Source organism: Nocardiopsis coralli, assembly GCF_014892575.1.
Classification (GTDB): Bacteria; Actinomycetota; Actinomycetes; order Streptosporangiales; family Streptosporangiaceae; genus Nocardiopsis; species Nocardiopsis coralli.
On sequence record NZ_JADBGI010000010.1, the window covers coordinates 148,835 to 161,532 of the forward strand.

A 12,698-nucleotide genomic window follows, 5' to 3' on the forward strand; every position below is an offset into this window, starting at 1 on the left:
GTTCCGGGCGTGCGGGGCCGTGGAGGCCGACGGCGGGTCGGGTCACAGGGACGCGAGGTCGGTGTGCAGGGGCGGGGGCGGGTCGTCGGGGTCGGCGGCCAGGACGAGCGGGTGCAGCGGATCGTCGAAGGTGATGCGGGGTTCGGGGGCGCCTGTGCCGGGCGGGGTGTGGGTGATCCAGTCGACGAGTTCGCGGGCGCGGCCGACGTCCCCGCCGGGCCGGGTCAGGGCGAGGACGGTTCCGGCGACGTCGCAGCGCAGGTTGAGGTGGAGGGTGGCGGCGTGCACGCTCTGTGCCCAGGCCCCGGGGCTGACGCGGCGGGTGCGGCGGTCGTGGGGTCGGCGCAGGCGCCAGGCGGGCGCGGCCAGGCCGAGGGCGCGGTCCCCGCAGGTGAGCACGAGGCTGGGGCGTTCGCGGGCGGTGTGGGCCCGGTCGGGGTCTGGGTCGGCCAAGGTGGTGTCGACCCAGGTCTCGACGGGGGCGTCGGTGGCCCGGGTGAGGGCGGTGCGGGCGGCCTCGAGCAGGGGCGCGTCGACGTGGAGGGGGTCGGCGGTCAGGGGTCCGTGCAGGGGTGTGTGGCCGGTCAGGACGAGCGACCAGTCGACGGCGGCGCGCGCGGGCAGGGGCAGTCGGCCGTGGGTGAGGCAGACCAGGGTGCGTTCGCGGGCGAGCTGGTAGGTGGCGCAGGCCCCGGAGTGACGTGCGGCCAGGGCGAGGCCGAGGCTCATGGCCTTGGTGCCGGTGGTCAGATCGACGACGGCGGGGCGGCCGTCCTGCCCGGTGATCCAGGCGTGGGCGCCGGCGGCGACGGCGTGGACGTCGGACCCGTCGACGGGGTCGGCGCCGAACCGGACGCGGTCGCGGTACCCGTGTTCCTTCAGGTGGGCGGCGTCGGCGGGCGGGGCGTCGGGGTGCTCGGCGCGGTGGAGGGTGCGTGCGGCGGCCTCCCGGACGTGTTCGCGCATGCCCTGGTGCGAGGACAGGATCAGGGCGCGGGCGGGCCGGTGGGCGTGCACGGCGGTGAGGGTGCCCAGGCGGCTGCCGCCCAGCGCGGTGACCAGGGCGGGTGCGGTCTCGGGGCCGGGGTGGTGCTCGGGCGGGTCCGGGCAGGCGGGCAGCGGGGGCCGGCCGGAGGGCTGCAGCGGCGCGGGGTCCAGGCCGGGGAAGAAGGCCGAGCGCAGGTCGTCGAAGGAGGTCAGTCGTCCCAGGAGGTCGTCGAGGGCCCACACGTGGGTGTTGCGTGCGTTGAGCGCGGGGTTGTGTTCGAGCATGGCCGCACGCAGGCGGGGGCGGGCGGGACCGGAGTGTACGAACAGGACGGAGACGGCGTTGCCGAAGACCCGGCGGGCCTTGGCGACGGTCCACCCGGCGCGGGCCTCGACGTCGCCGGGGCGGGTCTTGGCCTCCACGCACAGCACACGGTGGCGGTGGCGGACCACGGCGTCGAAGTCGGCCACGGAGTCCCCGGGGCGGGCGGGGTCGGCGACCCGGCGGGGACCGAGGACCTCGGTGTCGGGTGCGCGGCGCAGGTGGCGCCGCAGGTGGGCGAGCACGCGGGCCTCGGCGACGATCCCGCGGCGGGCGGCCGGGCCGAGCCGGGGGTGGCGGGCGTCCAGGGCCTGGGTGCCGCCCTGCAGGACCAGGCGCACGGGTTCGGGGTCGCGGTCCTCGATCCAGTGGGAACCGTGCACCCCGGCGAGGGCGGCCAGGTCCACGTACGCGGTGTCGACGGGCAGGCCGGGGTGGTCGGGGTCGGCGGTGCGCAGCAGGTCGCGGCGGGGATCCAGGTACAGGCGCCAGCCCGGGGCGCGGGGGTGGCGGGCCTCGGGCAGTGCCTGTTCGTGCAGGAGCGCGGCGGCCACGCTCATGATCTTGGTTCCGCCGGTGTAGTCGAGGTACCAGGGCCGGCCCTCGCGCAGGCCCTCCAGGGTGCGCAGGCGGTCGCGGACGCTCTTGGGGTCGTGGGGGTCGGGGCCGACGCTGGCCACGTGCACGGACGCGGGGGCCGTGCGTGCGCGCACGGCGTCGGCGACCCGGTGGGCGGCGGGGAGGGTGTCGTCGCTGCCGAGGAGGACGAGGTGGTCGTGGGGCAGGGTGAGCGCGGACAACAACGCGGGGGTGGGGTTGCGTCCCACGAGGACGACGGAGGTTCGGGGGGTGTCCACGTTGGCCTTCTCGCGCGTTCGTTCACCGTGTGGCGCCATGGTAACGGTTCGCGCGGGAGGTGTTCGGATTCCCGGTTCCCACCTGCAAAAACACCGGGCATCCGCGGGAACGAAAGCGGCATTCGTAACACGGAACTCACGGGCGCACTTTTTTCTCCGGCGACCCGCTGATCACAAAAGAACGGCAGGCGGTCACGGCCCCTTTTCCGTCTCTGACCAGGTCGGAGGGGACGAGCAGGTCACGGCGCTCGGGATGGGCCGACCCCACGACCGAGGAGACGATGAACCAGGTGCCCTCGCGGGGTTCGGGCAGATCGGCGCGCCCGCGTTCCTCCGCCAACAGGGGCACCCCCTCGGGCACACCCGCCGCCCGGTCGATCCGCACCCGCACCGCCGAGACCCGTGCCGGACTGTCGGCGCGGGGCCAGCTCTGGATCACACGCGAGCGCTCGTCGACGACCGTCACCATGTGCGGGGTCAGGTTGACCACCGGCATCCGAGGCCTCCGTTCTGTGCTGCGCGCGGCCGTCCGGGCCGTGATCGCGGCGCCCGCGCCCTGCTCTCACCGCAAGTCTCTCGGACACCGCCGGGGCGCCCCAGCAGGCACGTCGGAGGAGGTGGGGGCGGGCGCGTTCGGGACGAGGGGCCTTTTCCGGCCGCTGTGGCGGGCGTTGTCCGTCCACATTCCGCACACCCGACAATTGACAGCGGCAACGCGCCGGGCCTAATTTGTTGTCAGACCTCCCGTTGACGCGGGGGTGTCGGAAATGGCCTCACGTCTCTTCACACACGCTTTTCCGCGGGGCTGGGAAAGCGACCCGGCCCGGGTCCACCCGGGGAGAAGAGTTCGTGAGCACGCACCACTGTTCCGCATGGGAACTGTTCCGTTCGACCACGTTCCTGCGCGTCTTCACACGCGTGGTGGGCTGCGGCCCGTGTTCGGGAGACGGAACCGCACAGAGCTGCCCGGGCCACGCCGAGCAGTTCTACAACTATGTCAACCTGTGCGCCGAGCACTGCCCGTGCCCGGTGCACCGCGGTGACGCCGACAGTGTGATCGCCGTGCGCATGCGCCGCGCCGCACCGGCCCGCACCGAGGGTTCCGGTGCCACCGCCGTGCGCGGGCGCGAGCACGTCGACCGCAGCGCCGCGCACCGGCTGCGCGATGCGCTCGACGACGTGCGCCGCGACCGTTCCTACAAGAACCTGCGGCGCGTCTATCCCCAGCGCAGCGCGCGAGGCGCGGTGCGCTGTGCGTTCTCCGAGCGTCCCCGGCGTTGGGCGCAGCGCCGCGACGTCTCCCGGGTGGCCTCCGACGTGGTCGACCAGGAGGCGCTGGCGATGCTGGTGCTCACGGCCGGGTGGGGCAACCCCGCCGCCGACCTGCCCGAGGACATCGGTCCGGGCGAGCACGTGTCCTTCACCGAGGACGGGAGTGCGGTGCCGGTGGCCGACCTGCACGGGCGGTCCGTCAGCGAGCTGCGCGAACCCCCGCTGGTCTCCACCGCCACCGGCGACTACCTGCTGCGCAAGCTCGCCGAGCTGGCGTCCGGGCGCGACGCCGACCCGGGGCGCACGCCCGACCAGCGCCGGCGGCTGGTGCTGCGCCGGCTGCTGCCCGAGCTGAGCGGCGAGGACCTGGCCCGGCGGCTGACCGGCGTGCTGGGGCGGATGGCGGTGGACATGCCCGCCCACTTCCGGATGGTGCAGCGTGCCCGCGGACGGGCCCGCAGCGCCCCGTACGCCCCGGTCCCCGACACCGAGGAGGCCCCGGACGCGGGCGATCCGCCGCGGCGCGAGGTGCTGAGCCGGAACGAGCGTGCGTGGTTGGGCCGGACCGCCGCGCGCCTGGCCGAGGACGCCCAGCGCGACCGGGCCGCCTTCGACGCCGACCCGCAGGGGGCGCTGGATGCCCTGGTCTGCGCGGTGTCGGCGGGTGACGACGGGGTCCCGGAGCGGTGGCGGTCGGCGTCGGAGGACCCCGACGTGCGCGCCGACCTGTTGGAGGCGCTCGCCGAGGCCGCGGAGTCCTCGGCGGGTTCCGCGGGCCGCACCGGTTCCGAGGCCCCGGTGGCCTGTGTGGACTCCGCACCCTGACCGGGACGGCCGCGCCCCCTCCCCCTTGCCGCGCGGCCCCCGCCGACGGTGTGCGGGCCCCGGACCTTCGGGTCCGGGGCATTTCTGTGTCCGCGCCCTGTCGGGAACCGGTTCCCCGGTCGCAGTGCGGGCCCTTCGTGCCGAGCGCGCTGCCGTCTGCCCCATGCGTGCCCCGGTCGCGGCCGAAGGGGGGTCGGCCGGTGCGCCCGTGGCGAGAAGCACCGTCGCCGCGCGCGTCGCCGGATGGTCCCATCCAGGACTCCCGTGTCGGTGTGCTGGACATCCGCAGCTCCGGTGGGCACGCACCTGGGCCGGGGACCCGCTGTGCCGGCGCCCGGTCCAGCGGCACGCGAAACACTCCGCACGGGACACCCGCGCCTGCGCCCTGCGCACGCCGGCTTCCACGGCTCGGGCCGGTATACCCCGTCCGGGGGCTCGGCGTACCGGCGCGCACCGGCGCCCGGTCCACCGACGCGCGAGACGCGCCGTTCCCACGCGCCTCGTCCGCGGGTCCCACCCGGAACACCCGTGTCGGCGTGCTGGACATCCGCAGCTCCGGTGGGGACACACCCCGTCCTGGGACCCGGCATACCGGCCCGCACCGGCGCCCGGTCCGGGACACCCGCGCCTGCGTGCTGCGCACACAGGTATCCGCGGCCCCGCTCGGCGCCCCCTGGGCCGGGGGTAGGGGCGTTGTGGTGCCCGGAGGGCAGGTGACGGGTCCGGGTCACGGGGGCGGGCCGCGGCCGGAGAACCGCCGGGTGAGCGGCGGCAGGACCGGGTACTCCGCGAACTCGCGCAGGCTCATCACGGCCGTCTCCTCCAGGGGGAGCCGGTGGCGCCAGCGGGCGGCCAGGCACACGTCGCGGGCCTGGTCGACCCCGCGCCAGTGCGCGGCGCCGGGGTCGTGGGGGGCGCCGGTCCCGTGCGCTGGGCCGGGGGTGTGAGCTGGTCCGGGCCGTCGGCGGGCGGTCAGAGCACTGTCGAACGCGTCGAGGAAACGTCGCACCTCCGGAGCACCGGCGCGGCGCACCCCGGCCCCCGGGTCCAGGGACAGTGCACGGGCGCGGCGGTCCACCAGGTGGAGCTCCGGCCCCAGGTGCACGCTCCCGAGCCCGAGCGCTTTGCCCATCCCGATCTTGTGCGCGTACTCGGGGTCGCGGGGGTCCCCTCCGTCGACGGGGTTGTCCAGGACCAGCGCCCGCAGCAGCGCCCCGAGCTCGGCGCCGGTGAGGTTGGTGAAGGTGATGCGGGAACGGAACGCGAGCCCGTCACGTAACGGGAGCACGTCGCGCTGGGTCTCCCGCGGCGGCCCGTCGGCGGTGGAGGGCACCTCGAACCCCAGCGCCTCCTGCGCCGCGCGGTCGTACCGCACCGGGGATCCGAGCCCCTCGGGGTGGCGGTGCAGGTAGACCTTGTACCCGCCCAGACGCACCCGCCCCTCGTGCGACCAGGTCACCAGGTCGGGGCGTTCCCCGAACTCGGTCTCGGGCCCCTGAAGCAGGTAGTTGGCGAAGCATCCGCGTTGTGGGGACAGCAGGCGCACGCGCAGGGGCCCGCCGGGCAGGTCGGCGTCGGTACTCTCGCACACCGCGTCCCCGACCTGGATCCGGCCCCGGGTGGCCCCGCCGGGCCCGGCGAAGGTGTCCAGGTCGCCGAAGAGCGCGCGGGGCACGTCGACGGGGCGTCCCGCACGGTCGCCGCGTTCGGGGTCGCCGCCGGCCGGATCGCCCCGTTGTGGCCCGAGCACGCCCGGGGGCACGGCACGCCGGATCGGGTTGTCGTCGCTGACGGCGATGCGGTACCCGCCGGAGCGGCCGAAGGAGACCACCGCGCCGGACAGGTCCTGGTCGAACCAGACCGGTTCCACCCCTGACCTGGGCAGTCCCCCTCCCCCACCCCCGGCCACGGGCGCGCGTTCGGGGTCGCCGGGCACGGTTCCGAGGTGGTCGGGGAAGGCCAGGCGCTGGTAGTCGGTGATCTGCTCGGCGGACTCGAAGAGCTCCACGAGCACGTCGGGCACGGGCAGGCGTCCGCTGCGCAGGTCGTGCGGGCGGGCGAAGAGATAGGCGTTGCGCCGTTCGGCGGAGGCGGGCCCGGTGAGTACGACCAGGCCCGGGACGACGGTTCCCTCCCCGCCGGTGTGCGTGTGCAGGTGTGCCAGGGCGTCGTCGCGGGTGGGCGCGACCGCGGCGATCCCCTTGGTCCCGGGGATGTGGAGGGCGTGCACCCACCGGTGCTGGAGCGCGCCGTGCTGGGGGTGGAGTGTCGGCACGTACCCGGTGCCCCGCGGAGGGTCGGGGAAGGTGTCGATGCCGAAGTCCCAGGTGGCCAGGCTCCGGCGCAGCACGTCGAAGGGGAGTTTGAGGGCCTGGCCGGGTTCGGCGGACCAGGGGGTGGGCGGGACCTCGACGACGTACCACCGGTCCTCGTCCGTGGCGTGGTGCAGGAACCCCTGGCGGGTGCGCAGCCCCGCGCGGCGTTTGCGGTAGTGGGCGTGGCGGTGGGCCATGACCTGCCGGGTGCGGGCGGGCAGGGTGCTGTCCCCGCTGTCGGGGTCGATGCGCACGGGCGCCCGGAAGTACAGCATCGGGGTGTTGACCGGGCCGGTCTCGCCCCCGGTGAGCATGCGAACGGTGTTGCGCAGGAGCCCGCGAAGGCTGGCCCCGGGCAGGACCGGCAGCCCGGGGCCGCCGGGAACGGGCAGGCGCAGGGAACGGCCGACGTGGCCGCGGTCCGGGCTGCGGCCGACGTAGGTGGGGGTCAGGGTGGTGACGGTGAGGTCGATCCAGCCGGTGTGGGTGCCGGGCACGGTGCGGTCGTGCGAGCGCAGCAGGTCGGCGGTGCTGAACCCGTCGTGCAGGTCGGCGGCGGGCAGGGGCGCGTCGGCGAGCGGCACGAGGCCGTAGGGGGCGGTCGCCGTGTAGCGGGGCTGCCGGGGGCCGGGATGGGGGCCGGGATCGTCGTCCATCACGCCCCCCGGGCCGGGTCCCCGGTTCCGGGGTCGGGCGCGGGTCCGGTGGGGTCGGGGCCGGTCCGGAACCCGGTGAGGCGGTGGAAGGCCACCCCCACGGCCCCGGTCTCCGGGTCCTCGGCCCAGTACTCGCGCACGGTCAGCCAGGTCCCCGCGCTGTGGGCGAGGGTGCGTCCGCCGTCCAGCGGCCGGGTGGCGGCGGTGGCGTCGACCGGGTCCAGGGGGAGGACGGCGCGCGTGCCGTCGGGTTCGGAGGTGACGGTGAGCGCAGGGGTGTCGTGGGACGCGGCCCGGAGGGGTCGGCGGTGCTCGCCGCCGTGGCGGCCGCGCAGCAGGAGCGCGCGGTCCCGGGGTCGCAGCGGCGCGGGCAGCGGGCCGGGGGCGTCGGCGCTGATCCACCCGCGTTCGGCCCCCTCCCCCAGCCGGATCTGGGCGTGCGGCGTGAAGACCAGCACCTCCAGGATCCGCCACCGGTCGGCGTTTCCGGGCGCGGGCGCGGAGAGGTCCGGGGCGTCTGTGTCGGACCGGTGCCAGGTCCGGGAGAGGCAGGAACCGGTGATGCGCCCGTCCCCGAGCTCGGCCAGGAGCCACTGGGGTGCGGCGGGACCGGTGGGCGCGGGCGGCCCGATCGGGGGCCGGTCGAGCAGGCCGCAGCGCACACCCCGGTCGAAGACCTCGTCCAGGACCGTGTCGATCTGGGCGGGGGTGAGTTCGTGCAGGAGCAGTCCGGACGGCGGGGGCGGGTCGGGGTTCACCGTTGCGCCTCCCCCACGGGCCGGGGGGCCAGACGGGCGTGCCAGCGCGAGACCCACCCGCGGGCGAGGCGGGCGTCGGTGCTGTCGGGGGCGTGCACGGCGGTCAGCAGGTCGACGGTCCGGGCCGGGCCGCCGTCGGCCGTGCGGACGGTGAGGGTGGCGGCGGTGGCGGTGAGGCGGCCGTGTCCGCTGCCTGCCCCCGACCCGAGCGTGTCGGCGGGCACCGTCGCCAGGTCGCGGACCAGGAGGGTGAGGAGTCCGCGCACGGAGTCGTCGGGTTCGTGCACGTCCAGGACGGCCTCGGCGGTGCCCCCGCAGTGCACGTCGCTGGTGCTCAGGTGCCCGTCGACGGCGTCGCCGAAGAGGGAGTCCACGGTCAGGCGGGTGGTGGTCAGGGGTGCTCCGCCGGTGAGCACGGGCGTGCGGCGCAGGCGCACGCGCGAGGGGCGGGGCAGCGCGGTGGCCGGGTCGGTGTCGCCGCCCCACCAGTGGGCGTGCCAGTGGCGCCACAGGTCGTCGTGGCCACCGAGGGCCTCGCAGGCGTCGCGGCTCAGGCGGGCGGAGAGGCGTTTGAGGAGGGAGTGGAGGGCGGTGTCGCCCAGGACCGGGACGGGTTCCGGTGCCCCTTCGACGGGCCGGTGGCGGTGGGCGCGGTCGACGGCGCCGGCACGGCCGGGCGGGGGCGGGTCGGCGATCATGAGCAACCCCGGGCGGACGCGGGTGGGCACCACGGGGTCGTCCGGTTCGCCGACGGCCAGGGTGAGGCGGAGTTCGTCGCGGGGGCGGCGGTCGGGGGTCTCGCGCGGGAGGCCGTCGGCGAGGTCGGGGCGGTCGGCCGTGCGCAGGGTGCGGGAGAGCGCGTCGGCGAGGGTGAGTGACCCGTCGGGGAGTCCGCTCTCGCCGTCCGCGCGGCGCTGCGCCCAGGTGCGGGTGTGGTGGGCGAACCACCCTTCGGCGGTGGTGAGGTCGTGGCGGCGGGCGGCCCAGGAGGTCGCGGCGATCGCTCCGTGGCCGCGGCCGGTGCGCGCGCCGACGTGGAGCCCGGGGCCGCTGCCGTTGGACTCGTCGGGGCCGGAGGCTTCGGGGCCTTCCGCCCCCTGATGCACGCGCGAGACGTCGGGGCACGTGGGGGCCCGCTGCAGGCCACGGCACTCGCCGTCGGAGCCGGAGGAACCGGGGCTGCCGGCCCCCGGGACGGAGCCCGCTCCGTCGTGCCCGGCGGGACCTCGGTCGTGGTCGGGGCCGTCCGGCTCTTCGCGGCCACGATGCAGGCCGGCCACGCACCCGGTGAGCAGGCCGAGCAAACTCGCCTCACTCCGGGGGTCTGTCACGTGCAGGCGCAGGTGGAGGGTGAACACGGTCCCGGCGGGCAGGATCTCGCGCCGCCACAGGTGTCCGGGCAGGGCCGTCCCGGAAGCGGGGTCCACCCGGTTCCCCGCCCGGGACGTGATCGCCGTGGGGACGTCCCCCTCGGCGTCGTCCAGGTCCAGCGCCCCGGGGGTCCCGGATCCGTCCGGGTCGTCGGCCGCGGAGGTACCGAACAGGGCCCCGGCGGACGCGGTGTCCCCGGTGCGGGCGATCAGGTCGTGGCGCAGGATCCCCGCCAGGGTGGTGGCGCGCAGGCGCGGGAGCCCTGTGTCCGGGGCGCGGTCCACGGGCAGGTCGGCCCCGGGTTCGTCGGCGCGCCGGTGCGCGGGGTCGGCCGGTCCGACGTGGGTGTCGGAGAGCAGGACCAGGCGCGCGGCGATCTCCCAGAGCACGGACGGCGGTTCCTCATTCACGGCCGCACACCCCCGCGGGCGCGCAGCAGCCGGGCGGCCTCGGTCAGCCAGGCCAGCAGGTGCGCGCGGCACAGGCGTGCGGCGGCGCGGTGTTCCCATGCCCGGGCGCGCGCGGACAGCTCCCCCGGCCCGGGCGGGTGCCCATCGGCGAGGTCGAGGTCGACGGCGGCCAGCGCCGCGGCGTAGTCGGGGTCATTGCCGGGCCGGGGCCGGTGGTCGGCCCACCACGCGAACAGACCGTCCGGATCGGAGGGCAGCGTCAGCCAGGCGCGGGCGGTCACGGGTCCGGTCCGGGGCTCGCCGGTCGGGCGGGCGCGGTCGAGGGTGCGCAGAGCCTTGGCCGACAGGGCCCGGTCGGCCCCGGACACGGTGCGCGCGAGGTCGGCCAGCGCGCTGAGCGGGGTGCGGTCCGGGCGGGTGAGCGTGGCGCGCAGGTGTTCCAGGAGACCCGGCGTCAGGGGGGCAAGCCGGTGTGCGCACGCGCGGGCGCAGGCGCGGGCGTGGGTGTGCACGACCGGGCGCGCGGCGTCCCACAGGAGGGTGTCGTGCAGTGTGCGGAGCGCGGGCCCCCAGTCGGGACCGGGTTCCGGGGCGGGTGTGGCCACGGTCGTCGCTTCCTCGGCGGTCGCTTGCGCGGCCACCCCCGTGGCACACGTTCCGCTGACGGGGATTCCCGTGGTTCCCGGGTCGGGTGTCCTTGCGTCGGCGGCCGCCGCGGGCATCCCGGCGCGGGACGTAGGGCCGGCGGAGGGGTCCGTGCCGCCCGGGACCGCCCCCGCGACGGGCGCGGCGACCGGTGGCAGGGGTGCGGGTTCCTCCGGGGGTGGTGGGAGCAGCATGAACTGTCCGTATCCGTCGACGGCGCGTTCGCCCAGGTGGTGGGCTTCCAGTGCCCGGACCTGAGAGGTGGACAGGCCCCCGCGGGTGCACAGTCGCACCACCGACCCGGGGGCGGCGGCCCAGCGTTGGGCCATGGGGCCGTGGTACCCGCGGTGGTAGGCGCCCACGAGCTCCGGTTCGACGTGGGAGGTGACGGGCTCGACCCCGGCGTCGGGCAGGGTGCGCCTGCACAGGTCCACGGCCTCGGAGACCAGGGAACGCGGCGAGGGACCGCCGTGTGCGCCCACGACCAGAGCCGGGGAGAGCAGGAGGAGGTCGACGGTGCCGCCGGCGGGCACGGAACGGTCCGGCCACGGGCAGCGGGCGCGGTCGGGGGAGAGAGGACGCGCGGGGTCGGCCGGTTCCACGCGGACCCCGCCATGCGCGCGGGTCCCGCCGGAGCCCAGCGTGAGGGTCCCGTCGGCGCGGGCGAGGGTGTCGAGCACGTCGTGGGCGAGGGACTCCACGGCGCCCTCGTCCGGCCCGCGCAGATGCCAGCGGGCCTCGAAGACCTGGCCGGCGTCGAGGGCGGTGGTGTGGAACGGGCCGCCGGGCGTCTGCGTTCCGGGGCGGGCCAGGAAGCGTTCGGCGGTGGTGCGCACGCGGGCGCGCAGGAGGCGGTCGGGGGTGAGGGGGTCGCGGACCGCCTTGTAGGGCACGGACGGATCGGTGGGGCCGAAGACGTCGACGAGGGTCGTGCCGTCCTTGCCCGGGGTGTAGAGGTTGGCCGGCGCCGGGTGGGCCACGCGCACGGTGCCGGTGTCGGGGTGGGGTGTGCCGTCCTCGGTCTCCCCCGGCTCCAGTCGCGGGTGGGCGGGCGCGAAGCGGAGCCGGTCCCCGCGGGCGACCAACGTGTGGAGCGCGTCGTGGCGGCCGGCGTTCTGCAGGGCGGCGGCGAGCATGCCGCGCTGGGCCCGCCCGGGCAGGGCCGGGTCGGTGTCCACGTGGAGCGGGTCCCGGCGGGTGCGTACGGCCACGGTGTCGGTGAGCACGTACCTGAGGGGGAGGTAGGCGCTCACCGGGGGTTCGGAGGGTCTCACGTGTACACCTGTTCCCCGTCGGGGCCGGTTCCTCTCCCGGGGCCTTCCTCCTTCCCCGGTGGCGAGGCGAGGGCGAGGGTGGTCGCGTCGGCGTCGGGGGTGTCCGGTCCGGCCAGGCGGACCTCGACCCGGCCGCGTCCCCGCCGGGTGCGGGCGCCGATGCGGTCGGTGGCGAGACAGGCGCGGGCGAGGAGGAGCCAGTGCTCCGGGGACGGTGTGCGTGCCCAGGTGAGCGGGGCGGTCAGGGTCGTGCCGGGCAGGAGGGCGCGGTGGTTGCGCAGGCGTCCGGGTTCGGGGGCGCCGTCCGTGCCGACGGCGGTACCGGCCTCGACGACGGTGCGGGCCCGGGTCAGGGCGCGGCGCAGGGTGGCACGTTCCGGTGCGGCCCGGCCGGCGAGAGCCCGCGCCACGACCTCGCGTGTCTGCGGGTCGGCGCCGGCGTGGCCCAGGCGCAGGATGCGGTCGGGGCCGTGGGATCCGGGTCGGCCGAAGAGCTCGTCGACCGCCCACGCCAGGTCGGGGGTGAGCACGAGCGCGGCCTGCGCACCCTCGCGCAGGCACGCGGCGAGGCGGTGCCTGGGTAGGTGGGGCAGGCCGTGCTCGTCGGTGGCGACGCCGGGGTCGCTGCCCCCGTCGGCCCCGGGGAACAGGGCCGGGGAGGCGAGGCGGACGACGACGCGGTCCGGTGCGTTCACCCGCGGCCTTCCCGGACGCACGCGCGCAACACATGAGCTCGACCGCCCCGCAAGCGCCCGTGCGCGGGCGCGCGGGACGCGCACAGCACGTGAAACGTGCGGGGTACACCTCCCGGCGCGCGGAACCCGCCGCGAACGCAGGGGACGTGGCGGTTGGGCACGCCGACCCGGCCGACCGTCAGGGAAACCTCCGTCGGCACGTGGAACACACAAAGCGCGTGAGGCACCCGACGCACGCGAGCGGGCACGCGCCGACGGTGCCCCTGCACACACAACGCACGGAGCACGCGGGACGCCCGGGCCACGCCGAG

8 protein-coding genes are annotated in these 12,698 nt (G+C 76.6%); 1 reads left to right on the forward strand and 7 read right to left on the reverse strand.

Translation table 11 applies throughout. The annotated features are described in order from the left end of the window. Nucleotides 1-42: 42 nt before the first annotated feature. Together IDM40_RS13450 and IDM40_RS13455 are read right to left on the reverse strand one after the other, a co-directional pair. Nucleotides 43-2,205, reverse strand: a complete 2,163-nt coding sequence (locus IDM40_RS13450; protein WP_193122333.1) for a PDDEXK family nuclease — start codon at nucleotides 2,203-2,205, stop codon at nucleotides 43-45. 97 nt (nucleotides 2,206-2,302) lie between these two features. Beyond that, nucleotides 2,303-2,662 carry a hypothetical protein gene (locus IDM40_RS13455; protein ID WP_193122334.1) on the reverse strand — a complete coding sequence of 120 codons (360 nt, stop codon included), beginning with the start codon at nucleotides 2,660-2,662 and terminating at the stop codon, nucleotides 2,303-2,305. 353 nt (nucleotides 2,663-3,015) lie between these two features. Here IDM40_RS13455 and IDM40_RS13460 point away from each other — a divergent pair, with 353 nt between their 5' ends. Beyond that, nucleotides 3,016-4,263 carry a hypothetical protein gene (locus IDM40_RS13460; RefSeq protein ID WP_193122335.1) on the forward strand — a complete coding sequence of 416 codons (1,248 nt, stop codon included), beginning with the start codon at nucleotides 3,016-3,018 and terminating at the stop codon, nucleotides 4,261-4,263. Between the two features lie 727 nt (nucleotides 4,264-4,990). Here IDM40_RS13460 and IDM40_RS13465 read toward each other — a convergent pair. The 5 genes from IDM40_RS13465 to IDM40_RS13485 are packed head-to-tail and all read right to left on the reverse strand — an operon-like array spanning nucleotide 4,991 to nucleotide 12,387. Then, entirely contained in the window at nucleotides 4,991-7,234 is a 2,244-nt protein-coding gene (locus IDM40_RS13465) for a TIGR03986 family type III CRISPR-associated RAMP protein (RefSeq protein ID WP_193122336.1), read from the reverse strand. Beyond that, a complete protein-coding gene (locus tag IDM40_RS13470) occupies nucleotides 7,234-7,992 on the reverse strand; it encodes a hypothetical protein (protein WP_193122337.1) in 759 nt (252 codons plus the stop codon). The genes IDM40_RS13465 and IDM40_RS13470 overlap by 1 nt, the downstream gene beginning before the upstream one ends. Further along, nucleotides 7,989-9,773 (reverse strand): RAMP superfamily CRISPR-associated protein, encoded by a 1,785-nt coding sequence (locus IDM40_RS13475; protein WP_193122338.1) that lies wholly within the window; start codon nucleotides 9,771-9,773, stop codon nucleotides 7,989-7,991. Before IDM40_RS13475 ends, IDM40_RS13470 begins: the two co-directional genes overlap by 4 nt. Beyond that, complete coding sequence (locus tag IDM40_RS13480) at nucleotides 9,770-11,692, reverse strand: hypothetical protein (RefSeq protein ID WP_193122339.1); 1,923 nt, start codon at nucleotides 11,690-11,692, stop codon at nucleotides 9,770-9,772. The genes IDM40_RS13475 and IDM40_RS13480 overlap by 4 nt, the downstream gene beginning before the upstream one ends. Then, nucleotides 11,689-12,387 carry a hypothetical protein gene (locus tag IDM40_RS13485; RefSeq protein ID WP_193122340.1) on the reverse strand — a complete coding sequence of 233 codons (699 nt, stop codon included), beginning with the start codon at nucleotides 12,385-12,387 and terminating at the stop codon, nucleotides 11,689-11,691. Before IDM40_RS13485 ends, IDM40_RS13480 begins: the two co-directional genes overlap by 4 nt. Nucleotides 12,388-12,698 lie beyond the last annotated feature (311 nt).

Coding starts and splice junctions, on each gene's coding strand:
- IDM40_RS13465 (WP_193122336.1), bottom strand. CDS start 7,234: ATGGACGACGATCCCGGCCCCCATCCCGGCCCCCGGCAGCCCCGCTAC.
- IDM40_RS13450 (WP_193122333.1), bottom strand. CDS start 2,205: ATGGCGCCACACGGTGAACGAACGCGCGAGAAGGCCAACGTGGACACC.
- IDM40_RS13455 (WP_193122334.1), bottom strand. CDS start 2,662: ATGCCGGTGGTCAACCTGACCCCGCACATGGTGACGGTCGTCGACGAG.